Raw genomic sequence first — 26,035 nt, 5'->3', positions numbered from 1 at the left:
TTACCTGTTTATGGTACTACGTTTATCCCATTTGATATCACTTAATACACCAGATTTTATACCGATAAAGAAACCCCAGTTTGCATTTGTACCAAAAGGGGACCAGTTAAAATCCATTCGCCAGCTTAACAAATCACGCTCAAAACGCAACTGAGTGAACGTAACTCCTTTTTGAACAAAATCATATCCTGTTGATACACCAGCTTTCCATTTGGGCGTTATGTCAGCATTGGCAGATATCATAATTGAGTTTCCTATGATTTCATTTTCTCGATTATTGTTTCCATACGTTAGGGAATAAGCAAATGTCATGTCCCAAGGTAATTTAGAATTAAAAAACTCAGATTCTGTATCTTCTTCTTCATTTTCTTCATCCTCATTAAATAAACTTCTTCGGCTATCACCAAGATCAACATTGGTTCCAAATAAATCGTCTTCTCGACCACCATTTCGTTTGCTTAATGAATTTTTATCTTTCTCATTTTTATCTTTTCCTTTGCTTGAAATGGCATAATTTATGGTCATATTTGAACTTGTCATTCTAAAAAGACTTCCGCCGTTATTGATGTTAAACACATTTATTCGGTTACCCGAATTATCAATAGCGTAAGGATCAAGAGTGGCTCCAAAATTTACATTCATTTTATTATCTAGTAAATTTGTACCACCACTTACTCGAATTGGTGCTAATGCTAATGTTGTTTTACCATCGGCATTCATGTTGTATGATGTAGAAAAGTTAAGGTTGTTAAGTAGCATTATTTTTTTGGACTCCACTTTAGTACTGTCCTTGTCTGTTACCTTTGCTTCCAGCGTATTGCTTAAATTAAAACCTAAAATATTAGAATTGTTTAATCCTGGTGCACCGTAAATTCCGTTTTCAAATCGGGTATATTTTTGCATTTTTCCTGAACCATCGGCAGCATAAGTATCGTAATATTTTTCAAAACTTGGTGTGTACCCATAAGAAATGGAGGGTCTCATTACGTGACGTATTGATTTTATTTTTTTGTTTTCACCAAAATTGAACGTTCCATATATTGTTGTTCCTACACTTGATGAGAAAGAATAGGTTCTAAAAGCGTCAAAACCATTAACGGTTCTATCAACTACTCGGTTTTGTTCTATATCAAAGCTTTTGTTAATCGTTTTTGTATACCAAATTTCTTCATAATTCATTGATGTAGTAGCACTAAAATATTTGAATAATTTAAAATTTGTACTCAACGGGATGCTATGCTGAAAACCTATTTTTGCATCACGAAACATCTGGGGTTTAAAAAATAAAGAGTCATTAGTTACGATACTATTTCTACCGTTTAGGTTGTATTGTAAATTGATATTCTTAAAAAAACCTTTTCTCACGCCGTCTTTACCTACAAAAGGATACATTCTGTCTACGCTTAATTGTAGCGTAGGTAAGGTCATGTTGATTTCCTCTGTTTGTGTGTTTTGAGAATGTGTAGCTGTCAATGACATACGCACTTGTGGCACTGAAGTAAATGTTTTGGAATAAGATACTGAAGAGCTAAGTGTATTGTTTAGGTTTGAGCCAATGTTAACTTGATTAATGGACTGCTGGAAATATTTGCTGCTTCCTAAATTCACAGAAGCTGAAAAAGTGGAATTTGGACTGGATTTTGTATCCTTTGAATGAGACCATTGGATGTTGTAAATGTTCTGTTTAGAATAGTCAGGATACCCTCTTTCACTATTGATTAAATTTTCAAAACGCACATTGATGTTACCACGGTAATTGTATCTTTTGGCATAGCTTGACTCAAAACGCATCCCATAGCTACCATTGGTATAATAATCTCCTAATACGGTTAAGTCATAGTTATCGCTTAAGGCAAAATAGTAACCTAAGTTTTGCAAAGAAAAACCACGGTTGTTAGAGTCGTTGTAACTAGGTAATATTAAACCCGAAATACTGGTTTCCTTGCTCATAGGGAAAAACGCAAAAGGCAGCGCAATAGGAGTAGGCACATTTGCAATAACCATATTAGTTAATCCTGTAACTACTTTTTTGCCGGGAATAAATTTCACTTTATTGGTTTGGAAATAATATTCAGGATTGTCTACATCTTTTGAAGTTGTAAAACGGGCGCCTTTTAAAAAATATACGGAGTCATTTTCTTTTTTAGTAACTGCAGCTTTGATTTTGAATTCGCCTTGATCTGAACGAGAATTCCAAATTAGCGCTTTTTTTGTTTTGAAATTAAACCGAATAGAATCGGGTTCTACTACATTGGCACCTTGCTTAAAATTAGGATATTGAATGTAAGTACCTGTGGAGTCTTTTAATCTTCCTGCATAGACTTCATTTTTTTCATAATCAAGTACAATTATACCAGATTTAAGTTCTACATCTTCATAATATAATTCCGCTTGATCGTTTAGTGTGATTAATTTTCTCTTTTGATCAATTTTGACATACTTACTTGCTTTGTAACGTACTTTTCCATTCAAAAATACTTTCTTGCTTTTTACAGTATCAATCTTAATAGTGTCTACTTTTTTTACAGCAAGATTATCATCCTTTTTAATTGTAGAAGATGCTTTGGGTTCGGAATCAATTTTATTTTGAGCTTTTACATTCGGCTTCTTTTTATTGATATCTTGCGCGTATGTTGTACCTGAACCTATTGATAGGATAATAGATATTAAAACGATATTAAATAAGTTTGTATGCAAAGGTTTAAATGCTATTTTTGTAAAATGATGGCCTATTTTTTGAGGAGTCAAACTTACAGATTATTTTTGGTCAAAAATAGTCAAATTAATAATTTTATAACTGTAGTCTTTTAATTAAATTAACGTATCACAACATGTCTTTTTCAAGTAATAATAAATTATTGGTAACTTTTATTTTGTTGATGAATTCCGTTTTAGGTTTTAGTCAATCAAGTAATTTTAAGGTAACGCTGGATGCGGGTCATGGTGCACATGATTTTGGGGCAGTTTATGAAGGTAGGATCGAAAAAAATATTGCATTAGCGGTTGTTTTAAAAGTAGGTAAAATTTTAGAGTCAACTCCTTATATGGAGGTCAATTATACTCGAAAAACAGATGTGTTTATTGATTTGATTGAAAGAGCCAATATTGCAAATCGATTTAACGCAAACATATTTGTATCCATACATTGTAATGCAAATAGAAACACTCTTGCTGACGGAACTGAAACCTATGTGATGGGTTTGAGTAAAGTTTCATCAAACTTAGAGGCAGCCAAGAAAGAGAACTCTGTAATTACTTTGGAAAAGGACTATAAACAAAAATATGAAGGTTTTGACCCTAACTCTCCTGAGACTATGATAGGCATGACTTTAATGCAAGAAGAATACTTAGATAACAGTATTTCATTAGCCAGTAAAGTGGAGGATGCATTTGAAAATTTAGGAAAAAAAATACGTGGAGAAGGGGTAAAACAGGCTCCTTTTATGGTATTGCATAAAGCCTATATGCCTAGAGTTTTAATTGAAATGGGGTTTATTTCAAACACTATTGAAGGTAATATTCTAAACTCTGAAGAAGGTCAAAACCAGATTGCAAAAGCTATTTCGGATGCAATTATTAGCTATAAAGCGGAATATTATGGGACTAATGAAATTGAAAATACACAAGAAGTATTACCCCAAGACAAAATAGAAAAACCTATTAATGAAATTATCGAAACGCCAACTACACCAAATATACAATCTGGAGTTAATCCTGCAGCTGTTTTACCCGCGGTTAATGGTAATGCATCAACAGTTTATAAAGTCCAATTGATGGCTAGTTTGACAAACTTAGATACAAGTTCAAAAACTTTTAGAGGGCTAGATGCTATTTCTGTAATTACCGAAAATAAATATTTTAAATATTTGTATGGAAATACAACGGATTATGAAGCAGCTAAGAAAGATTTGAAAATCGCAAAAGATAAAGGTTTCAGCTCTGCTTTTTTAATTGCTTACAAAAATGGTGAGAAAGTCAGTATTAAAGATGCCCTTAAATAAATCCTCCAAAAAAGGATCCTAATAATTTTACACCTATATATTTTGCATAGCGTTTTAAAAATAAAAACAAAATGTGTCGTTTTTTTTCTAATGGCAAGCATAGCTGTTTTTTCTCAATCTAAAAATAAATTTATTGTTATCCTTGATGCTGGCCACGGAGGTAAAGATCCTGGAAATTCCTACCATGGATTTATAGAAAAAGAAATTGCACTAAAAACGACTTTGCAACTCGAAAAGCAGTTGAATGAAGATCCAGATATTAAGGTAATTCATACTCGCAAATCAGATGTTTTTATTGAACTCAAAGACCGACCTCACAAAGCAAATAGTCTGCATGCAGATTTGTTTATTTCCATTCATTGTAATTCAGTAAATAATCCAGTTCCATATGGGACAGAGACATTCGTCATGGGTTTGACCCGAAGCAAAGGAAATTTAGAAATTGCAAAACAAGAAAATTCTGTTATTTTATTAGAGAAAGATTATAAAAGAAGCTATAAAGGATTTGATCCTAAAAATCCAGAAACATTAATAGGTTTAAAAATTTTACAAGAAGATTACTTAGATAGAAGTATTCGATTGGCATCAAAAATAGAGGGTAATTTTATACACAAACTCAACAGAAAATCTCGAGGTATTAAACAAACTCCATTATGGGTGTTGGATGCTGCATACATGCCAAGTGTTTTAATTGAGCTTGGTTTTTTAAGCAATAAAAATGAGGGGACTTATCTCAACTCTGCAGAAGGACAAAAAAACATGGCCCAAGCAATTGCATCGGCTATAATTGCTTACAAAAAAGAATACTTTGATACAAGTTCTTCAAATGACAATGATGATTTGAAAGAAGTTTCAAAAACGAAATCCTCCTCTGTAAATAAAAAAATAACAGTTAAGGCGCCTTTGTCAGATATAAATTCGAAACCATCTAAAACTAATGTTGTTTTTAAAATACAATTTGCATCTGGCAATAAAAAGTTGGATTTAAAGCCTCAAAATTTTAAAGGTTTGAAAGACGTTTCAGTTCAATCAAGTTCTGGATCTTTGTTCACTTATTTCTATGGAGAAGCAAATACGTATGCAATAGCAAAAGAAAATTTAAAAAAGGTTCAATTAAAAGGATATACAACTGCTTATATTGTAGCGTTTCAGAACGGAAAAAATATTAGTATTAAAGAAGCGCTTAAATTATTATAACAAGTCAAATATTTTATATTAAATTTGTAAAAAATACTTGAATTTTGAAAATAACACGAGAAATTAAAACTGCAATTTTAGTAATTGCATCTATATCACTTTTTATTTGGGGTTACAGTTTTTTAAAAGGAAAAGACTTGTTTACAGATTACAAAACCTTTTTTGTTGAATATAATAGTGTTGAAGGTCTTACATCATCGGCTCCAGTAACTCTTAATGGCTTGATTATAGGTAAAGTAAACAGTATTACTATTAATGCGAATACAGGTAAATTGCTTGTAGAGTTACAGTTGAAAACTGATTTTCCTATTACAAAAAGTAGTGTTGCATCATTGTATGAGCCAAGTTTTATTGGCGGAAAGCAAATAGCGATTATGCCTAATTTTAATGATAAAGAATTAGCTGTTGAAGGTCAGTTTTTTCAAAGTGGAATTAAGCTTGGTTTAACCGATAAAGTAGGGGATCAATTAGCGCCTTTGCAAGATAAACTTGAAAAATTATTAGGTAATACAGATAAACTAATTTCTGGATTGAATAATGTTTTAGATCAAAAAGGTCAAGCTGATATCAAATTGACTCTTGCTGAATTGAGTCAAACAGTGGCTGAGTTTCATAAACTTTCAACTAGTGTGAATGATTTATTAGCTACAAACAAAACACAAATAAACGGTGTTGTTACTAACTTGAATAAAGTTTCAGTCAACTTTTCAAAAATTTCAGATTCTTTAAACAAAGCTGATTTAGGTAAAACAGTGAAGAACCTAAATACTACTCTAGGACGTGTAGATGGAATTATGCGTAATTTAGAGTCTGGAAATGGTACAATAGGGAAATTATTAAAAGACGAATCTTTTTATCAAAATATTAAAACTTCTACCAAAGAGTTGGAATTACTTCTTCAAGATATTAGATTGTATCCTACTAGATATGTAAATATATCAGTGTTTGGAAAGAAAAACAAGCCATACGTAGGAGCACAAAAAGATTCTATTCAAATAAAGTAAATATATTAAAATGAGCTACTTAGACAATATTTTATTTGCCATAATATTGGCAATAGGTTTCGGATATTTTTTTGTAAGTATCAAAAAAATAAGAAGGAATATCAATTTAGGAACTGATGTTAATCGTACGGATAATCCCAAAGCAAGATGGACTAATATGGCCATGATAGCACTAGGACAATCAAAAATGGTAAGGAGACCAGTAGCAGGGATTTTACACATTATAGTCTACATTGGTTTTGTAATCATTAACATTGAGTTGTTAGAAATTATTATTGATGGACTTTTTGGTACACATAGAGTTTTTGCTTTCTTGGGAACTACTTATAATGTATTAATTGCTTCATTTGAGATACTTGCTGTTTTAGTTTTAGTGGCTGTTTTTGCTTTTTGGAGCCGAAGAAATATTATTAAATTAAAGCGATTTGTAAGTTCAGATTTAAAAGGCTGGCCTAAAAGTGATGCTAATTACATTTTGTATTTTGAAGTGGTGTTGATGACATTATTTTTATTAATGAACGCTTCTGATTTGCATTTACAAAACGTTCCAGGGGGTTATGGTCATTTTATAAAAGCAGGATCTTTTCCAGTGAGTCAGTTTATTGAGCCTATTTTTAATGGACTTTCAAATGAATTAGTAATGTTATTATCCGAAGGTTTCTGGTGGGTGCATATCATTGGGATTTTGATTTTCATGAATTATCTTTATTTTTCAAAGCACCTTCATATTTTATTGGCTTTTCCAAATACGTATTTTGCTAACTTGAATGCACAAGGTCAATTTGATAATTTACAATCGGTTACCAATGAAGTTAAATTAATGATGGATCCAAATGCTGATCCTTTTGCAGCAGCACCAGTAGATCCAAATGCGGTTCCAAGTAAATTTGGTGCTAGTGATGTGCAAGATTTAAACTGGGTTCAGTTGTTAAATGCTTATACCTGCACGGAATGTGGAAGATGTACTTCGTCATGTCCTGCAAACAATACGGGTAAAAAATTATCTCCTAGAAAAATCATGATGGATACTAGAGATCGTCTTGAAGAAGTAGGAAAAAATATTGATGCGAATAAAGGTGTTTTCATACCAGATAATAAATCGTTGTTGAATGATTATATTACTGCTGAAGAACTATGGGCCTGTACTTCATGCAACGCTTGTGTTGAAGAATGTCCTGTAAACATTAGTCCTTTATCTATTATTATGGATATGAGACGTTATTTAGTAATGGAACAGAGTGCTGCACCAATGCCATTAAATGCTATGATGACCAATATTGAAAACAATGGTGCGCCATGGCAATACAACCAACAAGATAGATTAAATTGGAAAAATGAATAATCCATTGTAACGGATTTCATTATTGTATTTTTTTAATACAAACACAAATTATCATATAACCGAATCAATAAAAAAGTATGTCAGAAAATTTAATAGTGCCAACCATGGCCGAAATGTTAGCTCAAGGAAAGCAGCCAGAAGTTTTATTTTGGGTGGGCTGTGCAGGAAGTTTTGACGATAGAGCAAAAAAAATTACGAAAGCTTTTGTTCGAATTTTAAATAGATCTAATGTTTCTTTTGCTGTTTTAGGAACCGAAGAGAGCTGTACAGGAGATCCGGCAAAAAGAGCAGGAAACGAGTTTTTGTTTCAAATGCAAGCCATGATGAACATTGAAGTTTTGAATGGGTATGAAGCAAAAAAAATAGTTACTGCTTGTCCGCATTGTTTTAATACTCTTAAAAATGAGTATCCAGAACTAGGAGGACAATATGAAGTAATACATCATACAGAATTTTTGAAATCGCTACTTGATGATGGTAGACTTACTATTGAAGGTGGTCAATTTAAAGGAAAGCGTATTACTTTTCACGACCCTTGTTATTTGGGTAGAGCCAATAACGTTTACGAAGCTCCTAGAGATTTAATAACGAAACTTGATGCGGCTCTTGTTGAAATGAAGCGATCAAAAGCTAACGGACTTTGCTGTGGTGCGGGTGGAGCACAAATGTTTAAGGATGCTGAAAATGGAGATAAGGAAATTAATATTGAGAGAACAGAGGATGCTTTAGAGACAGCTCCTGATATTATTGCCGCAGGGTGTCCATTTTGTAACACGATGATGACAGATGGTATCAAAAACAAAGAAAGAGAAAGTGATGTCAAGGTAATGGATATAGCTGAGCTTATTGCTAATGCTCAAGACTTGTAATAATGAGAAAAATAATTATTGCACTTGTTTTAATTTTTAGTACTAATTCTTTTTCTCAAGACATGTATGACATTATTGGAAAAGAAACCTGTGCTTGTCTTGGAACAAAAAAATTTGATTATCAAAAACTAGATAAGAAAGAATTACAAACTCAAGTAGGTTTGTGTATGATTCAAAGTTATACGAGTCATATAAATGAATTCAAGCAAGAGGATAAGATTCAGTTTGATGATCAAGAAGGAATGCGAAAAATGGGCGAGAAAGTAGCACTAAAAATGTTAGTCAACTGCCCAGAAATTATTTTAGAGTTAGGCAAATCAACTCAGAAAGGTATTGGTGATGAAAGTGAAGATGAACTTGTAGTTGATGAACCAGCGGATGTTTTTATAGAAGGTCAAGTTACCGCTATTAAAAAAGATCAATTTGTTTCTTTATTGGTAAAAGATAAAAACGGAAGAGCTTATAGTTTTTTATTATTGGATTACTTTGAATCAGCATCTGTATTGACTAATAATGAACTTAAAGTTAAAGATTCTGTAAAAGTTGGTTACACTGAGATTGAGCTTTTTGATGTAGCAACAAATGAATTCAAATATTTTAAAATTTTAACAGATATACAGCGTCAATAAATTCTAATTGCCCTGAAATTACAAATACAATTATATGTACGTCCCTTTTGAAAACTTACCCGAAGATTCTAGAATTTGGATTTATCAATCCAATAGAAAATTCTCTGATGCTGAATTTGCTGAAATAGAAACTTCATTACAATCTTTCTTAGAGCAATGGGCAGCACATGGAACTAGTTTAGAATCTTCTTATCTATTAAAGTACAATAGGTTTATAATTATTGCTGTAAATCAAGAAGTACAAGCTGCTACGGGTTGTTCAATAGACGCATCTGTAGAGTTCATTCAATCATTAGAACAAAAATATACGGTTGATTTATTAGATAAAATGAATGTGACTTTTAAGTTAGGAGAACACATTGCTCATAAAACACTAATTGATTTTAAAAAAATGGTGAAAGACAAAGCGGTTACTGAAAACACAGTAGTTTTTAATAACCTAGTCAACACTATTGAAGAATTTAATGAATCTTGGGAAGTTACTGCTATGGATAGTTGGCATAGTCGTTTTTTTTAAAAATACTTTTACTTAATTATAGTCTTTAAAACTAAATATTAAAAAACGTTGAATGCAGAAAGCAAGAATTGAAATTCTATATTGTTTCTTTTTTTTGATAGGTTTTAGTAACTTATTTTCTCAAAATCTTGATATAAAAGTTTTAAGAGCTATACATGTTGAACGCAATCAAAGTTTTGATTCTCAATTAAACAATATTACAAATAGTGCCGTACCAGTAAGTATTGCAACCCCAGTATTGATGTATTCTATTGGGTTAATAAAGAAAGATAGTACACTTAAACATAAAGCAATTTTTATTGGCGAAGCATTTCTTGTAAATGCTTTTATTACAAAAGCATTAAAAGTAGCTGTTAATAGAGCACGCCCGTTTGAAACTTATTCAGATATTGTTCCAGTTGTAACATCTACGGGTACCTCTTTTCCTTCAGGTCATACTTCTATTGCTTTTTCTACTGCAACCTCATTAAGTATGGCGTATCCTAAATGGTATGTCATTGTACCTTCTTTTTTATGGGCAAGTAGTGTGGGTTATTCTAGAATGCATTTAGGTGTTCATTATCCCAGTGATGTGGCAGCAGGTGCGCTTATTGGTGCTGGATCTGCTTTTGCTACCTTTAAGATTAATAAATGGTTGAATAAGAAAAAGTTTAGAAAAATAGAAGGTGTTAAATAAAAAGACCTTTATTTAATAGTACTTATTTATTTTTTTTCCGTAGACATTTCTTTTTCATTTTTTTAAACTTCCACTCCTTTTTTTGAATAAGTTACTTTAATGAATGGTAATTAACATTAATTTCAGGAAACTCAATTCAAATTTACTTACTTTCGTTGTATTAAATAGTTTTCATGAAAATTGCAATTGTTTGTTATCCTACCTTTGGAGGTAGTGGCGTAGTAGCCACAGAACTTGGTCTTGAACTAGCGAGACGTGGTCACGAAATTCATTTTATTACCTATAGACAACCAGTGCGTCTTGCATTGCTAAGTCCAAATGTACATTATCATGAGGTTAATGTACCTGAATATGCCTTGTTTCATTATCAGCCTTATGAACTGGCACTTTCTAGCAAGCTAGTAGATATGGTAAAGCTACACCAAATAGAGTTGTTACATGTGCATTATGCTATTCCGCATGCTTATGCAGGTTATATGGCAAAACAAATGCTTAAAGATGAAGGAATCAATATCCCAATGGTAACTACACTGCATGGTACTGATATAACTCTTGTAGGTAACCATCCTTTTTATAAACCTGCTGTAACTTTTAGTATCAATAAATCTGATTTTGTAACTTCGGTTTCTCAGAGTTTAAAAGACGATACCTTAAAATTATTCAACATAAAAAATGAAATTGAGGTTATTCCTAATTTTATAGAGTTGGATAAAAATAAAACCGATACTAATTTTCCTTGTCAACGGTCAGTCATGGCTAAAGAGAATGAGAAAATCATTACCCATATTAGTAATTTTAGAAAAGTAAAACGAATTCCTGATGTCATTAAAGTTTTTTATAACATTCAAAAAGAGATTCCTGCGAAGCTTATGATGGTGGGTGACGGTCCCGAAAAAGAAAAAGCAGAAGCTCTTTGTCAAGAACTTGGTATTCAGGATAAGGTAATATTTTTTGGTAATAGTAATGAAATTGATAAGATTTTATGTCTTACAGATTTGTTTTTGTTGCCTTCACAAACGGAAAGTTTTGGACTTGCGGCACTTGAAGCAATGGCTTGTAATGTTCCAGTTATTTCTAGTAATTCTGGTGGATTAGCCGAGGTAAATTTTGATGGTGTTTCGGGATATTTAAGTGATGTGGGAAATACGGACGAAATGGCTCTTAATGCGTTGAAAATACTAAAAGATGAAAAAACATTAGCAGTGTTTAAAGAAAACGCCTTTGAAGTTGCTAAACAATTTGATATCAAAAACATTTTACCCTTGTACGAAGCTTTGTATCTAAAAGCTATTAATAAGTACAAATAATCAAAGTGGTATTGGAAATCTAAATTTTTAAAACATGAATAAAATAGTAATGGGTGTTATGATGATAAGTTTGTTTTCATGTAAAACGGGTAAGCCAGCAATAGCTGATTCAAAAAAGTTATATGAAGTACTAACAGAACAGACTTATGGAGGTGCTGCTATTCGGTTTTATGAAATTTTATCAGAGCCAAATGAAATAAAAATGCTTCAAAAAGATGAAAATCTTAAAAACAGCATTAAACCTTCGGATTTACAAAACTCGAATTTTGTGATTCTCAATATGGGTCAAAAAACAAGTGGCGGTTACAGTATAAATGTTGAGAGCGTAGTAGAAACACCTACTCAAATTATAATTAAGGTAAAAGAAATGGCACCTGAGCCAGGCGGAATGGTTACACAAGCCTTGACAAACCCTTTTTGTGTGGTGAAGATTAACTCGAAAAAAGAAATCATTTTTCAATAAAAAAAAGAGGCTATTTACGAATAAATAGCCTCTTTTTTTATGAATCTGTTGATTAGAATCTGTATCTAATACTTAATGCTAAATCTGGAGCAAAACTATCGTCTCTAAAATTATCAGAATTAAAGTAAAGTTCTGGTCTAATATCAAGACCTAATTGAATAGGAGCTTCTTTAAAGTTATATTCAAGACCTAAATTTCCAGCAACAAAAGCAAATGTACCGCTATCATCGATGTTATTGTTATTATTGAAATTATTATCATAACTCCAGCTTCCTAATCCACCACCTACACCAGCATACCAGTTGAAACCACCGTCAATGTTCCAAACCCATTGGTATAAACCTGTAAGTTTAAAAGCATCAACGTTATTGCTGTTTCTAAAACCTAAATCTAATTCTAAACGGTTGTTGTCGCCAAGACCTCTTTGGTATGAAATTTCTCCACCAAAACCATCACTATCTCCTAAACGAAGACCTAAAGCGTTTTTTGAAATATCTTGTGCTTGTGCTGTAAATGATAATGCTACTAGCATTACAGCAGATAAAATAATCTTTTTCATTTTTGTTTGTTTTAATTATTTAGCAAATTTATTTATTTACTTGTTAATTGCGTTGTAAAATTTTATGTAAAAGTTACATAATTTACACATCAAGTTATTTTAGGGTCTTAATGTGCTATTTAACCAAATTTTGCTTTACAAATATTTTTTTATTCGCAATAGATTGAGTCTCTATGAGGTCCTCCATCTCAAAAAGATTATCATCTTCCTCAAAATTCATCTCACTATAATGAAATAATTTCCACCTTTTATTATTGTATTCAAGAGATGTTAGGTTTTCTATCCAATCTCCAGAATTTAGATAGAGTGTAGAGCCACTTTTGGTTTCTTTTTTGATGATTTTTGGTTCGTGAATATGTCCGCAAATAACGTAATCGTATTTTTTTTCAATGGCTAATTCAGTTGCAGTTTTCTCAAAATCAGAAATGTGTTTTACCGCCTTTTTTACACTAGCTTTTATTTTTTTACTAAACGAATACGGCTCTTTCCCTAGTTTTTTTAAACACCAATTTGCAAACCGATTGATCAAAATAAGATAATCATAGCCTAAACCGCCTAATTTTGCAATCCATTTAGAGTGTTGCACCGAGGCATCAAATACATCCCCATGGAAAACCCATAATTTTTTTGAATCTAATGTTAAAATGAGTTTATCTACCAATGCAAAATTACCCAATGAGATGTCACTGAACTTGCGTAACATTTCATCATGATTTCCGGTAATGTAGTACACCTTTGTCCCTTTTGAAGCAAAACTGATGATTTTTTGAATAACCTTTAAATGTGATTTTGGGAAATAGGATTTTCTAAACTGCCAGATATCAACAATATCTCCATTTAGAATTAGTATTTTAGGTTTAATAGAGGATAAATAATTAAGGAGTTCCTTGGCATGACTACCAAAGGTGCCCAAATGCACATCGGATATGACAACCACTTCTACTTTTCTTTTTTTCAAGGTTTTTTATTTTTTGAAGTTTAACAAAACAATTAAAAATAAATTAAGTAACATTGAATTAAAAGTTAAGATTAGCGATACAATATTAATTTAATAACAATAAATCTAAGAACTTGCTTAAAACTTTAAACACTAAACTTTTGAACTTTGAAGTAAAATGGTACTTTTGTTCAAAATCAAAATGAAATGGCAGGAAATAGTTTTGGAACATTGTTTAAAATCACAACATTTGGAGAGTCTCATGGTGATGCATTGGGTGGTATAATTGATGGTTGCCCTTCTGGTATTACTTTAGATTTAGATGCTATACAATTTGAAATGTCTCGAAGGAAACCAGGGCAGTCGGCTATTGTTACCCAACGTAAAGAACCAGATGCTGTGCAGTTCTTATCCGGAATTTTTGAAGGTAAAACTACTGGTACGCCTATTGGTTTTGTTATTCCAAATACCAACCAAAAATCGGACGATTATTCTCATATAAAAGATAATTATAGGCCTAGCCATGCTGATTACGTTTATGAAAAGAAATATGGTGTACGCGATTATCGTGGAGGTGGAAGAAGTTCTGCACGTGAAACGGCTTCTAGAGTTGTTGCTGGTGCTATTGCCAAACAAGTCTTATCTGAAATAAAAATTAATGCTTACGTTTCTCAAGTAGGGCCTATCGTTTTGGAAAAGCATTATCAAGAATTGGATTTTTCCAAAATTGAAAGCAATCCGGTACGTTGCCCAGATGAGCAAGCTGCAGTTATTATGGAGGACTACATTCGTGGCATCCGTAAAGAAGGGGATACAGTAGGAGGTGTGGTATCTTGTGTTATTCAAAACGTTCCTGTGGGTTTAGGCGAACCTGTTTTTGATAAATTACATGCCGAGTTAGGTAAAGCTATGTTATCAATTAATGCGGTGAAGGGTTTTGAATTTGGTAGTGGTTTTGAAGGAGCAAAAATGAAAGGTAGCGAGCACAATGACTTGTACAATACTGATGGAACCACAAAAACCAATCTTTCAGGAGGAATTCAAGGCGGTATCAGCAATGGTATGGATATCTATTTTAGAGTTGCTTTTAAGCCTGTTGCCACAATCATGAAAGAGCAAGAATCTTTAGATAATCAAGGAAATATAACTGCCATGACAGGAAAAGGTCGTCATGACCCTTGCGTTGTGCCGCGCGCAGTGCCTATAGTAGAAGCAATGGCTGCAATTGTTTTGGCAGACTTTTATTTGATAAATAAAACGTACTAAAGCAAACTTAATAAATTGAAAAAAAAGAGCTTATTATTTCATGAAATATGAATTATTATGCTAAATATAATGTAACTAAATATCAAGTAATTAAAAATAATTTAATGGATCATACTACAAAAAAGACTTCATTTTTTTCAGGATTAACCGGGCAAATATTGATAGCAATGGTTCTTGGAGCCGTATTAGGAATTATAATACATAATAGTATAACTCCAGAAGATGCACAAAATTTTAGTAGTAAAATTAAAATTTTGGCTACAGTTTTCATTCGTTTGGTTCAAATGATTATTTCGCCTTTAGTATTTACAACCCTTGTTGTGGGTATTGCAAAATTAGGAGATATTAAGGCTGTTGGAAGAATAGGTGGTAAAGCGATGGCTTGGTTTTTTACAGCTTCTTTTATTTCATTGTTGCTTGGAATGTTTTTTGTGAACGTTTTGAAACCAGGAATAGGACTTAATTTATCCAATGTAGATTTAGCGGCAGTATCAGAAGTGACTGCAAAAACACAAAACATATCATTCGATAATTTTATAGAACATATCGTTCCTAAAAGTATTTTTGAAGCGATGGCTACGAATGAAATTTTACAGATTGTAATTTTCTCGATCTTTTTTGGATTAGCGGCTGCTTCATTAGGGGATCACGTTAAGCCAGTGATTACAGCATTTGACAAAATATCACATATTGTTTTAAAAATGGTAAACTTTGTAATGAAGTTTGCACCTATTGGTGTATTTGGAGCCATTGCAGGAGTATTTGCAGTGCGTGATTTTCAAGAATTAGCCATTACCTATTTCAAGTTCTTTGGTTCTTTTTTGATTGGTATTTCTTCTTTATGGATCGTTTTAGGAGTTGTAGGGTATATTTTTCTTAAAGGAAGAATGACTGTGTTGTTAAAACGCATCGTGAGTCCGTTAATAATTGCCTTTGGAACAACTAGTAGTGAAGCTGTTTTTCCAAAACTTACAGAGGAGTTAGAACGCTTTGGAGTAAAAGACAGAATCGTATCTTTTATGTTGCCATTAGGATATTCTTTTAATCTTGACGGAAGTATGATGTACATGACATTTGCCAGTATATTTATTGCGCAAGCGTATGGTATAGATTTATCGTTAGGAACTCAAATGACGATGTTGTTAGTTTTAATGCTTACTAGTAAAGGTATTGCTGGTGTGCCAAGAGCCAGTTTAGTAGTAGTTGCCGCAACTTGCGGAATGTTTGATATTCCTATTGAGGGAATTGCTCTAATTTTACCAATTGATCATTTTTGTGATATGTTTAGGAGTGCGACTAACGTTTTAGGAAACGCTTTAGCAACTTCTGTAGTAGGGAAATGGGAGGGAAGTGATGATGCTGATGAAGTGGTTTCTTTATAGTAAGTTCACTTATTGATATAAAAAAAAGCAGTAAAAATTTTTACTGCTTTTTTTGTTTTAAGTTGTTGCAATTACCTAGTACCAGCGTTTTTTATTTTGTTTTGATGTAGCTGATTTTCTTGATTTATGTGCTCCACCGCTTCTATTGGAATTTTTTTGTTGTGATGCGGGTGCCGACTCAGGGCTTCCAGAGTGCCAATGAAACGAGTGATCATTAACAGTTTTAACATCTACTTTTATCAGTTTTTGAATTTCTTTCCAATACGTATGTTCGTCTTTACTGCAAAAGGAAATGGCAATTCCGCCATTACCAGCGCGACCTGTTCTCCCTATACGATGCACGTAGGTTTCTGGAATGTTTGGTAAGTCAAAATTAATTACTACTGGAAGTTGATCAATATCAATTCCTCTTGCAGCAATATCAGTAGCAACAAGAACACCAATTTCTTTATTTTTAAAAGCATCAAGAACGCGCTGTCTTGCATTTTGTGACTTGTCTCCATGTATGGCTTCGGCAGGAATATTGTTTTTGCGCAACGCTTTGACCACATTATCTGCACCATGTTTTGTTCTAGAGAAAACCAATACATCAGTCAGGTTTTCGTTCTTGATTAAGTGGTATAATAAATTTCTTTTTTCCCCTTTTTCTACAAAGTATACTCTTTGCTCCACATTTTCGGCGGTTGAGGAAACAGGTGAAACGGTTACTGTTTCAGGATCTGTTAAAAACATTTCAGCAAGTTCTCGAATGGCAATTGGCATCGTAGCCGAAAAAAACAAAGTTTGTCTGTTTTTTGGCGTAAGCTTTACTATTTTTTTGACATCATTCACAAAACCCATATCAAGCATTTGATCTGCTTCGTCAAGAACTAATGTGTGAAGATGATCTAAGTCAATAAACCCTTGTTTGTGTAAATCCAGTAATCTTCCTGGTGTAGCTATCAAAATATCGATACCGTTTTTTAAAGTATCTACTTGTGGATTTTGAGAAACACCTCCAAAAATGGTTAGCTGAGTTAGATTAGTATATTTGGCATACGTTTCAAAGCTTTGGCCTATTTGCACGGCAAGCTCGCGCGTAGGGGTCACAACAAGAGCACGAATTTGTTTGGCTTTTTTTGAAGACCCCACAATTCGATGCAGCTGGTGAATAATAGGAATTGCAAATGCAGCAGTTTTTCCAGTTCCAGTTTGTGCACACCCTATTAAGTCGCGTCCAGATAAAACTATTGGAATAGATTGTTCTTGAATGGGAGTTGGGTTTAAATAACCTTCTTCAAAAACGGCTTTTTGTATGCTTTTTGATAATGATAACTCTTCGAATAACATAATTTTGATTGGTATTTTAAAAATATTAATTCCTTTTAAAACAAGAGTTAGTATTTTTATTAAGTATGAGTATTTAGTGTTTTGGTGTGAAAATTGTGTAAAAAAAATACACTTTAAAAATCTGCTCTAATCATCGTTGTTTGACTCTAAAAATCGGATCCTCTCTTTGAGGATATTATTCTCATTCAGTTACATTTCAGCAACTTTAGTTTTCTCAATAAGAAATTCTTTTAGCGTTTGTATGTGGTCTTTTAGAACTTCTATATCATCGACGAGGTTATTGTTATTTACAACAGGAACAACTTCTTTTTTTGCATGGCCTAATGGAGTGGTATTTGCTGATCCATTTGCAAGCATTAATTCCAAAAGACTGACTTTGGTTTTGGGAATAACCTTTCCTTGCTCATAATTAATGATAGTTCTCTTGTCAACTCCAATTAGTTTGCCAAACTCCTCTTGAGTTAATTTTAAATCTTTTCTAATTTTTGTTACATCTAATCCATTCATAATTATTTTTTTGCGAATTAATTGACCTGTATTAGTGTATAAACAGTCCTGCAAAGATAGTATTTATATTTTTGGTTACTTTTTTCTAAAAATTAAAGGTTGCTTTATTAAATGATAGGTAGCAAAGAACCATTTGCTTTTATAAAATCAGTTACCAGATACCCTATTAATTTTCCGATCAAATGATTGTTTTTATCCTCACCCAAATCAGGTGCGCCTTCGCAAATGTGAATGTAAGCTGCATTACGGCGTTTTCCATAATAATAAATAAACTGTCGCAATTGTTCTACAGAAAAACCGCTCATTGTCATAGCACTACAAGCTATGTTAGGTATGGCATCTAAGTCAATTTCGATGCCAAACGGTTCATCATTGATGAACTCTAGGGCATGCATCATTTCTTGTGTAAAGTCTTTTTCTCTCCTGATACTGATGCTGTCATAGGTATTGTATCGTACTCTATCATCTAGTTTTTTTATCGTATCCAATACATTTTTTGAGGTGTAATTTTCATGCAATCCAAAGACAAAATATTTTTTTAAAAAACCTTCTTCAAAAGCATATGAAAATCCGTTTCCACTATGTCTTCCTTCTAGAATTCTAAAATCAGAATGAGCGTCAAAGTTAATTGCATTTATAGGTTTACCTTTAGCAAGAGCAGTTCCTTTTATGTTTCCGTACGAATTATTATGCCCGCCACCTATAACAATAGGTATTTTTCCTAATTTTACAATGCTAAAAATAATATGGGAAACATCTTTATCTATTTTTGAAACCAATTGGCTTAGTTTAGAACGGTCATCAATATCGTTAAAATCTAGAATAGCAACATCTTTCATCAACTGTACTACGTCAAGTTGGCCCAAGACTACAATTTGACTTCCTTTGCAAAATCTATTGTGTTGAATATTAGCAATACTAGCTATGGCGCTGTCCCAAGCAGAAGCAGCTCCTGGTCTGCCATAATTGGCTCGCACACCTATATCTTCAGGAATTCCAAAAAGTACATATCGAGCCTCGCAATTTTTTATAAAATCCAGTGAGTCAGTATCTTTTGGGATAGTGATCATTTTTTCACCAAATTTTATCTCTCCGCTTCTGTGGTTTGTAATTTTAGCAAGATCCTTTATTGTGAACGGTATTATTTTTTCCATCAGAAAAATTTTTTTTCTCAAAAATAATATAATTGCATTAACATACGTTAGTACATGGACAGATAATGTTAAATTTGTAAACAAAAAATTAAATTCGAAATGGAAAATCCCAAAAGCAGTTCAAGCCTTAAAGCGGTTGTAGCGATATTAGCTATTTTATTAGTAGGCAGTTTAGTCTATATTTTTAAAATCACTTCTGATGCTGAAGTGGTAAAAACAGAGTTAGGTACTACATTAACCGAAAAAGAGTCGGTTATGAAAGATTTACAAGAGTTAAAAATGACTTACGATGCTGCCATATCAGAGAATACGTCTATGTCTGACGAACTTATTTTAGAGAGAGATAAAGTTGTAGCATTAATGACAGACTTAAGTAAGTCTAAAGGCGATGTAGCTTCATTATCAAAATACAAAACTCAATTTAATGCTTTACAAGGTAAAATGAAAGTATTGATGGCGGATAATGAGTCTTTGAAAAAGGCAAATACCACTCTTACTTCTCAGCGTGATAGTACAGCGGTAGTTCTTGGTGAATCAAAAAAATACAACGAGGCACTTGCTGGTCAAAATGAAGAATTGACAAAAGTGGTTGAAAAAGCAGCAAAATTAACGGTGTTAAACACAAGAGGTTCTGCATTCAAATTAAAAAGCTCTGGTAAAGAAATATCAACAGATAAAGCAAGTAGAGCTGATGTTTTGAGAATAAGCTATACAATTGCTGAGAACCAAGTTGCTCAGTCAGGAACTAAAGCGTATTATGTTCAAGTAATTGACAGTAAAAACAACGTTATTGGTGATAAGAAAACAGAAAACTTTGGAGATAATTCTTTGACTTACAGTTTTATTTCAAATATCAATTACGAAAACAAAACGGTTGATGTTACTGAAAGTGTTAGAGGAAAAGATTTTCCAAAAGGAACTTATTACGTAAATATTTTTGATAAAGATCAATTGGTTTCTAAAACTAGTTTTACTTTAAAATAAAATATCAACCATATAATAGGAAAGAGGAACTCAAGGGTTCCTCTTTTTTTATGAAATTATTTCTCCTGCAATTATAACAGTTTCTATAAGATTACTGCCAAAAGCGTATGGCAATTGATAATAGGACGAAACAGGTTTTGTAATTATTAAATTTGCAACTTTACCTATTGTTACACTTCCATGAGTAGCCTCTAAATTCATGGCGAACGCACCGTTTATTGTTGCTGCGTTTATAGCTTCCTCTGGTGTCATTTTCATTTTTATACAGGCTGTAGCTACTACAAAGTTCATATTTCCCGATGGTGTTGATCCAGGATTAAAATCTGTTGCAAGTGCAAGCGGTAGTCCCGCACTTATCATTTCGCGAGCAGGTGTGTACGGAATACTCAAAAAATACGAACATGAAGGCAATGCTACAGGCATAACGTCAGTATTTTTTAAAGCTTCAATATCATCAGGAGTCATGACTTCAAGATGATCAACTGAAAGGGCACTGTATCGCGTTCCCGCTTGGATTCCGCCTATAGAATTGAATTGATTTACATGTATCTTTGGCTTTAAGCCAAATTTAATTCCGGCTTCCATAATTTGTTGAGTCTCTTCAACGGTAAAATAACCAGTTTCACAGAATACATCAATGAAGTCAGCCAGTTTATTTTTTGTAATGGTAGGAATCATTTCATTGATTATTAGGTCAATATAGCCTTTTTGATTTTCTTTGTATTCCAATGGAAATGCATGTGCGCCTAGAAAAGTAGCTTTGATTGTGACAGGATAATTTTGTTTTAATTGCTGAATTACTCTAAGCATTTTTAATTCTCCTTCAACGGTTAAGCCATATCCTGATTTAATTTCAACAGCTCCGGTTCCTAATTGCATGACTTCTTCAAGGCGTCCTTTTGATTGTTGATAGAGTTCTTCTTCTGAGGTTTCATTTAGTTTTTTAGCAGAATTTAAAATTCCACCTCCACGATTTGCAATTTCTTCGTATGTCATGCCATTAATGCGGTCAACAAATTCTTGTTCACGGTTTCCAGCATACACAATATGCGTATGGCTGTCACACCAAGACGGTAAAACTATTTTCCCGGTTGCATCAATGGTTTTACTAGGTATTATTTCAGGCAGCTCTTCCATTGCGCCAAAATCAGCAATAAGTCCGTTTTCTATAACAAGATAGGCATTTTTTATTGTGGGTAAAACAGCCATATAAGCCCCAGAAACTTTCAAAACGGAAGAATCCCGAACCTGAAGCAACTCTTTAATATTAACAATTAATGTTGTCATTTATAATGAAGTTATTCAGTGATTTTAATTTCGAACATTTTGTCCCAATTTTTCCCTGTCACAAAAATTGTTTTTGTTTTAGGGTTGTAAGCAATTCCGTTTAAAACATCCGTGTCAGGTAATTGAGTGATTTTTTTCTTTAAGTCCGCAAGATTTATAATAGCTTCAACCGCTCCGTTTTTGGGGTTGATCACAGCGATAGCATCTTTTTGATACACATTTCCGTAGATTTTACCGTTGATCCACTCTAGTTCGTTAACGCCTTCTACTTTAGAATTTAAAGAGTACACATGAATTTGGTCAATAGGTTTAAAATTTTCTGGATTTAGTATGTGAATGGTTTCTGAGCTATCAGTCATGTATAAATGGGTACCGTCATTAACTAATCCCCAGCCTTCCATATTTTTATAGTATGGCATTGTTTTTTCTTTTTTGAAAGTATCGGCATTGTACACGTATCCTTCATTGTTTTTATAAGTCAACTGATATACTTTATTATTAAGAATTGTAATGCCTTCACCAAAATATTGATCAGCCAATTCTACTTTTTTATACACTTCTCCCGTTTTGTAATTTGTTTTTCTTAAGCTGGAGATTCCTCTTTTTCCTGATGGGCCTGAACCATTTCCGGTTCCTTCGTACAGCGTATCTCTATAAAATTCTAAACCTTGAGTATAAGCAGCAGTGTCGTGTGGGTAGGTGTTTATAATGGTATATTTTAACAATTTTGGTTGAATATTAGAAACTAATTCAACGCTTGTAGTAGCTTCTGAGTTTTGTCCTTCGAAAAACACTATGGCCTTTACGTTTTGGAATCCTAATTTTTGGTATTTAAAATCTAATTTAAAAGGCGCATTTCCTTTAGAGGAAGCTATTTTTTTATCGTTAACATAGAACGCAATGCTGTCAATTGTTTTAGTATTGCTGTTTACTATGTTTACATCTAGTGATTCATTTGTGGTGTATTGTAGTTTAAATTTAGAATTATCAATGCTAAATAAACTATTTTGATCTTTTTTTGTTTCGTTGCAACTGTTAAGAGCTATTCCTAATAAAATGACAGATAGCAAGTTATATTTTTTCATAATCGTTTTTTTTGTTGCACTAATATACAACGTTATTTTTAATGAGTAAAGCACTTGCAAAAATATAAAAAGATTGTATATTTGCACCGGCAAGTCCTACACGACCAGCTCCTGCAGACTCCCCCAGGATGGGAACATAGCAAGGGTACGTGGTTGAGCGGTGCGATGTAGGTCGCTTGCCATTTTTTATTTCTTTTTAGTAAATGTAGTCTTCCTTAGGGAAGATTTTTTTATTTTTGACCAATCCTAATGTAAAAATAAAGTTGATGAGTAAGGTAGTTTTGATTACAGGAGGTTCTTCAGGAATAGGGAAGTCTATTGGAGAGTTTTTGCAGCAGAAAGGTTTCACTGTTTATGGCACTAGTAGAAATCCAGAACGTATAGTAGAATCAGTTTTTCCATTAGTAGCTTTAGATGTAAGGGATGCTAATTCTATTCGTGCAGCTGTAGCCAAAGTTATTGAAACTTCCGGAAGATTGGATGTTGTGATTAATAACGCTGGTGTGGGTATTACGGGACCATTGGAAGAAATTCCGATGGAAGAAATGAAGAATAATTTTGAGACTAATTTTTTTGGTCCTATTGAAGTCATGAAAGCTGTTTTGCCGCAGATGCGTTCTCAAAAAGCAGGTTTAATCATTAATGTGACATCTATAGCAGGTTACATGGGATTGCCTTACAGAGGAATTTACTCCGCTTCAAAAGGGGCTCTTGAATTAATTACTGAGTCTTTGCGTATGGAGGTTAAGTCCTTTGGGGTGCATATTGCAAATGTAGCTCCAGGCGATTACGCTACAAATATTGCCTCTGGACGATTTCACGCTCCTGTAGTAGTAGGATCAGCTTATGAAATTCCATATAGAAATACATTAAAAACAATGGACGAGCACGTGGATAGCGGAAGAAATCCAAATGAAATGGCCGAAGCGGTTTATAAAATTATACAAACTCCCAATCCAAAAATTCATTATAAAATAGGGGCTTTTATTCAAAAATTCTCGGTAGTTTTAAAGAGAATTCTTCCTGATAAAGTATATGAAAAAATGCTCATGAATCATTATAAGTTGTAATTTTGCACGAAATTTGCGTGAAGGATTGAAGCGACATCCCTCGCTTTTTAGCGAGGATACAGCGGAAAGCCTGACCCGAAGTTTTTACGAAGGGTCACGCCCAAAGAATTAGAAACACACAATTAAATTATATAATATGAAATTTTTTATTGACACGGCTAATTTAGCCCAGATTAAAGAGGCGCAAGCTTTAGGCGTTTTGGATGGCGTAACTACAAATCCTTCCTTGATGGCCAAAGAGGGCATAACAGGAAAAAACAATATTTTAAAGCATTACGTTGATATTTGTAATCTAGTTGATGGTGATGTGAGTGCCGAAGTAAATGCTTTGGATTACGAAGGAATGGTAAAGGAAGGTGAAGAATTAGCTGATTTACATGATCAAATTGTGGTAAAATTGCCAATGACGAAAGAGGGTGTAATGGCTGCTAAATATTTTTCGGATAAAGGAATTAAGACTAACGTAACTTTAGTATTCTCTGCAGGTCAAGCATTATTGGCTGCAAAAGCAGGAGCTACTTATGTTTCTCCATTCATTGGGCGTTTAGATGATGTATCTACAGACGGTTTGGCTTTGATTGAAGAAATCAGATTAATTTATGATAACTACGGGTATGAAACACAAATTCTAGCTGCTTCTGTACGTCATACAATGCACATTGTAAATTGTGCAAAAATTGGTGCTGATGTGATGACAGGTCCTTTATCTGCTATTCATGGTTTATTGAAACACCCATTGACTGATATTGGATTAGCGCAATTTGTGGCTGATTTCGAGAAAGGAAACAAATAGATTTGAGATCGTAAACGAACTATTTTTGGTTTAAGATTTTATAGTAATGAAAACTCCCTTTATGCTTTGCTGCAAAAGGGAGTTTTTTGTTTTTATCTAGAACGATTGAAAATGTACTATTTGAAACTATAAGATGAATTTCATATGAGAATTCTCAGCGACTTGAGTTTAAATAAAAAATCCCATTCTAATAAACATAGAATGGGATTTTTATATTATTTGAAATACGACTTAATGTCCTCCAGAAACTTTTTTATCAAAATCAATACCTTGAGCTCTTAAAATTCCACTTACTTTCCAAGCATAAAAAGCTAGATAAGCAAAGCATAAAATACCAATGATATAACTTTGTTGGATTCCTATTCCTTCAGCAATTTTTCCTTGTAAAACACTGATAAAACCACCACCCATAATCATCATAATTAAGAAACTACTTCCTTGACTAGTGTTTTTTCCAAGTCCACTTACCGCTAGGGTAAAAATACAAGGCCATAACGTACTACAAAATAGACCAACACTCGTGAATGCATAAACACTTATCATTCCGCTAGTAGTCATTCCTATTGCTGTGGCAATAATTCCTAACGTTGAAAATATTAATAACATTCGGGCTGGATTTCCTTTACTAGCCATATCAGCTGCAATTAGAACCAAAATCACTAATCCATAAACATAAAATGGAGTTAAATCATGATTTGCAATAGCATTAACCCCTAAAAACACACCAAAAGCTAAATAAGGAGCAATGAATCGTAATATTTTTTGCAGACTCATATCATTTGTAAACGCTTCGACTGCTCCAGTCCAACGACCAATCATTAAACTAGCCCAATATAATGAGATATAGGGAGCTACATCTTTTGTCAAGAATCCTAATTTACTTTCCATGTAAGCAGGTAAATTACTAGCAGTAGAAACTTCAACACCAACATACAAGAAAATTGCAATCATACCCATTACTAATTGAGGGTATTGCAAAGCCGATTTTTTTGCAGGAACTCCATCGTGAGCTTCTGTTTCTTCAACTAAAGCTGGTTTGTCTGGCAAAGAAGAAAATTTTAAAAGGATAGCAACAAGTAAAAATGCAACACCTAAAACCAAATAAGGAATTTTTACGCTTTCTATACTTGCACTTGTATTGGCATTTGCACTTGATCCAAAAATGGCAAAACTAACGATAAGTGGACCAATAGTAGTTCCAAAATTGTTAATTCCTCCAGCTAATGTAAGGCGCTGAGAACCCGTAGATATTGGGCCTAAAGCAATTGCAAGTGGATTGGCAACTGTTTGCTGCAACGAAAAGCCCAAACCAACAATGAAAAGCCCAGCAAGCATTAAAGTAAATGATCCAGTATTGGCAGCTGGATAAAATAGAAGAGTTCCTAAAGCTGAGATTAATAGTCCCAATGAAAGACCATTTTTATAGCCAATTTTGTTCACTAAATCTTCTTTAAGTACAACTGAAACCCCCATATATATTAGAGATCCAACAGTGTAGGCAATGTAAAATGCAAAAGCTACTAATTGACTTTCGCCTTGAGAAAGATTAAATGCGGTTTTAAAAACTGGGATTAAAATGTCATTACTTGCAGCGACAAATCCCCAAAAGAAGAAGACGGTTACTAGAGGAATAAATTGCCCCCAATTGGTTTTTGAATTTTCAGAATTCATGATTTA

General features: G+C 33.1%; 24 protein-coding genes and 1 other RNA gene. 16 read left to right on the top strand and 9 right to left on the bottom strand.

Annotation, left to right across the window (positions count from 1 at the left end):
* Positions 1 to 2,748, bottom strand: a complete 2,748-nt coding sequence (locus IQ05_RS09050) for a putative LPS assembly protein LptD (protein ID WP_144892196.1) — start codon at positions 2,746 to 2,748, stop codon at positions 1 to 3.
* Positions 2,749 to 2,831: 83 nt separating this feature from the next.
* Here IQ05_RS09050 and IQ05_RS09045 point away from each other — a divergent pair, with 83 nt between their 5' ends.
* The 10 genes from IQ05_RS09045 to IQ05_RS09000 all read left to right on the top strand — a co-directional run bounded on the left by IQ05_RS09045 (position 2,832) and on the right by IQ05_RS09000 (position 12,005).
* Entirely contained in the window at positions 2,832 to 4,001 is a 1,170-nt protein-coding gene (locus IQ05_RS09045; RefSeq protein ID WP_144892194.1) for an N-acetylmuramoyl-L-alanine amidase family protein, read from the top strand.
* A 90-nt stretch (positions 4,002 to 4,091) separates the two neighbouring features.
* Positions 4,092 to 5,198: an N-acetylmuramoyl-L-alanine amidase family protein gene (locus IQ05_RS09040; protein WP_144892192.1), complete on the top strand. Its 1,107-nt coding sequence runs from the start codon at positions 4,092 to 4,094 to the stop codon at positions 5,196 to 5,198.
* 44 nt (positions 5,199 to 5,242) lie between these two features.
* Complete coding sequence (locus IQ05_RS09035) at positions 5,243 to 6,202, top strand: MlaD family protein (protein WP_144892190.1); 960 nt, start codon at positions 5,243 to 5,245, stop codon at positions 6,200 to 6,202.
* Between the two features lie 10 nt (positions 6,203 to 6,212).
* The gene (locus IQ05_RS09030; RefSeq protein WP_144892188.1) at positions 6,213 to 7,544 is read left to right on the top strand and encodes a (Fe-S)-binding protein; all 1,332 of its coding nucleotides are present in this window, start codon (positions 6,213 to 6,215) and stop codon (positions 7,542 to 7,544) included.
* A gap of 77 nt (positions 7,545 to 7,621) precedes the next feature.
* Positions 7,622 to 8,413 (top strand): (Fe-S)-binding protein, encoded by a 792-nt coding sequence (locus IQ05_RS09025; RefSeq protein ID WP_144892186.1) that lies wholly within the window; start codon positions 7,622 to 7,624, stop codon positions 8,411 to 8,413.
* 2 nt (positions 8,414 to 8,415) lie between these two features.
* Positions 8,416 to 9,042: a hypothetical protein gene (locus IQ05_RS09020; RefSeq protein WP_144892184.1), complete on the top strand. Its 627-nt coding sequence runs from the start codon at positions 8,416 to 8,418 to the stop codon at positions 9,040 to 9,042.
* A 34-nt stretch (positions 9,043 to 9,076) separates the two neighbouring features.
* The gene (locus tag IQ05_RS09015; RefSeq protein ID WP_144892182.1) at positions 9,077 to 9,559 is read left to right on the top strand and encodes an ABC transporter ATPase; all 483 of its coding nucleotides are present in this window, start codon (positions 9,077 to 9,079) and stop codon (positions 9,557 to 9,559) included.
* A 52-nt stretch (positions 9,560 to 9,611) separates the two neighbouring features.
* The gene (locus IQ05_RS09010) at positions 9,612 to 10,235 is read left to right on the top strand and encodes a phosphatase PAP2 family protein (RefSeq protein ID WP_144892180.1); all 624 of its coding nucleotides are present in this window, start codon (positions 9,612 to 9,614) and stop codon (positions 10,233 to 10,235) included.
* A 173-nt stretch (positions 10,236 to 10,408) separates the two neighbouring features.
* A complete protein-coding gene (bshA, locus tag IQ05_RS09005) occupies positions 10,409 to 11,542 on the top strand; it encodes an N-acetyl-alpha-D-glucosaminyl L-malate synthase BshA (protein WP_144892178.1) in 1,134 nt (377 codons plus the stop codon).
* Positions 11,543 to 11,576: 34 nt separating this feature from the next.
* Entirely contained in the window at positions 11,577 to 12,005 is a 429-nt protein-coding gene (locus tag IQ05_RS09000) for a protease complex subunit PrcB family protein (RefSeq protein ID WP_144892176.1), read from the top strand.
* A gap of 52 nt (positions 12,006 to 12,057) precedes the next feature.
* Here the strand turns inward: IQ05_RS09000 and IQ05_RS08995 are convergent, their stop codons facing one another.
* Together IQ05_RS08995 and IQ05_RS08990 are read right to left on the bottom strand one after the other, a co-directional pair.
* Positions 12,058 to 12,564 (bottom strand): outer membrane protein, encoded by a 507-nt coding sequence (locus IQ05_RS08995; protein WP_144892174.1) that lies wholly within the window; start codon positions 12,562 to 12,564, stop codon positions 12,058 to 12,060.
* 115 nt (positions 12,565 to 12,679) lie between these two features.
* A complete protein-coding gene (locus tag IQ05_RS08990; RefSeq protein ID WP_144892172.1) occupies positions 12,680 to 13,522 on the bottom strand; it encodes a UDP-2,3-diacylglucosamine diphosphatase in 843 nt (280 codons plus the stop codon).
* A gap of 186 nt (positions 13,523 to 13,708) precedes the next feature.
* On the opposite strand from IQ05_RS08990, the gene aroC reads away from it, so the two are divergent.
* A complete protein-coding gene (aroC, locus tag IQ05_RS08985) occupies positions 13,709 to 14,767 on the top strand; it encodes a chorismate synthase (protein ID WP_144892171.1) in 1,059 nt (352 codons plus the stop codon).
* A 104-nt stretch (positions 14,768 to 14,871) separates the two neighbouring features.
* Positions 14,872 to 16,149, top strand: a complete 1,278-nt coding sequence (locus tag IQ05_RS08980) for a dicarboxylate/amino acid:cation symporter (RefSeq protein ID WP_144892169.1) — start codon at positions 14,872 to 14,874, stop codon at positions 16,147 to 16,149.
* A gap of 75 nt (positions 16,150 to 16,224) precedes the next feature.
* On the opposite strand, the gene IQ05_RS08975 is transcribed toward IQ05_RS08980, so the two are convergent.
* The 3 genes from IQ05_RS08975 to IQ05_RS08965 form a co-directional block, all read right to left on the bottom strand.
* Positions 16,225 to 17,478 carry a DEAD/DEAH box helicase gene (locus IQ05_RS08975; protein ID WP_144892167.1) on the bottom strand — a complete coding sequence of 418 codons (1,254 nt, stop codon included), beginning with the start codon at positions 17,476 to 17,478 and terminating at the stop codon, positions 16,225 to 16,227.
* Between the two features lie 189 nt (positions 17,479 to 17,667).
* Positions 17,668 to 17,985, bottom strand: a complete 318-nt coding sequence (locus IQ05_RS08970) for a helix-turn-helix domain-containing protein (protein ID WP_144892165.1) — start codon at positions 17,983 to 17,985, stop codon at positions 17,668 to 17,670.
* A gap of 107 nt (positions 17,986 to 18,092) precedes the next feature.
* The gene (locus IQ05_RS08965) at positions 18,093 to 19,139 is read right to left on the bottom strand and encodes a formimidoylglutamase (protein WP_144892163.1); all 1,047 of its coding nucleotides are present in this window, start codon (positions 19,137 to 19,139) and stop codon (positions 18,093 to 18,095) included.
* Positions 19,140 to 19,238: 99 nt separating this feature from the next.
* Here IQ05_RS08965 and IQ05_RS08960 point away from each other — a divergent pair, with 99 nt between their 5' ends.
* The gene (locus IQ05_RS08960; RefSeq protein WP_144892161.1) at positions 19,239 to 20,123 is read left to right on the top strand and encodes a hypothetical protein; all 885 of its coding nucleotides are present in this window, start codon (positions 19,239 to 19,241) and stop codon (positions 20,121 to 20,123) included.
* A gap of 48 nt (positions 20,124 to 20,171) precedes the next feature.
* Here the strand turns inward: IQ05_RS08960 and hutI are convergent, their stop codons facing one another.
* Both hutI and IQ05_RS08950 read right to left on the bottom strand, forming a co-directional pair.
* The gene (hutI, locus tag IQ05_RS08955; RefSeq protein ID WP_144892159.1) at positions 20,172 to 21,410 is read right to left on the bottom strand and encodes an imidazolonepropionase; all 1,239 of its coding nucleotides are present in this window, start codon (positions 21,408 to 21,410) and stop codon (positions 20,172 to 20,174) included.
* 11 nt (positions 21,411 to 21,421) lie between these two features.
* Positions 21,422 to 22,495, bottom strand: a complete 1,074-nt coding sequence (locus IQ05_RS08950) for a glutaminyl-peptide cyclotransferase (protein WP_144892157.1) — start codon at positions 22,493 to 22,495, stop codon at positions 21,422 to 21,424.
* Positions 22,496 to 22,582: 87 nt separating this feature from the next.
* On the opposite strand from IQ05_RS08950, the gene ffs reads away from it, so the two are divergent.
* From ffs to fsa, 3 genes are all read left to right on the top strand, one after another.
* An RNA gene (gene ffs, locus IQ05_RS08945) (signal recognition particle sRNA small type) lies at positions 22,583 to 22,680 on the top strand.
* An 81-nt stretch (positions 22,681 to 22,761) separates the two neighbouring features.
* Complete coding sequence (locus IQ05_RS08940) at positions 22,762 to 23,565, top strand: SDR family oxidoreductase (protein WP_144892155.1); 804 nt, start codon at positions 22,762 to 22,764, stop codon at positions 23,563 to 23,565.
* Between the two features lie 136 nt (positions 23,566 to 23,701).
* Positions 23,702 to 24,358 carry a fructose-6-phosphate aldolase gene (gene fsa, locus IQ05_RS08935; RefSeq protein ID WP_144892153.1) on the top strand — a complete coding sequence of 219 codons (657 nt, stop codon included), beginning with the start codon at positions 23,702 to 23,704 and terminating at the stop codon, positions 24,356 to 24,358.
* Positions 24,359 to 24,589: 231 nt separating this feature from the next.
* Here the strand turns inward: fsa and IQ05_RS08930 are convergent, their stop codons facing one another.
* Positions 24,590 to 26,029, bottom strand: coding sequence for an MFS transporter (locus IQ05_RS08930; protein ID WP_144892151.1), 1,440 nt, complete (start codon positions 26,027 to 26,029; stop codon positions 24,590 to 24,592).
* Between the last annotated feature and the right edge of the window lie 6 nt (positions 26,030 to 26,035).

This window comes from Flavobacterium tiangeerense (assembly GCF_007830355.1).
In the GTDB taxonomy this organism is placed as follows: domain Bacteria; phylum Bacteroidota; class Bacteroidia; order Flavobacteriales; family Flavobacteriaceae; genus Flavobacterium; species Flavobacterium tiangeerense.
The sequence above is the reverse complement of the archived record's forward strand: the minus strand, read 5'-3'. Positions and strand labels throughout refer to the sequence as shown.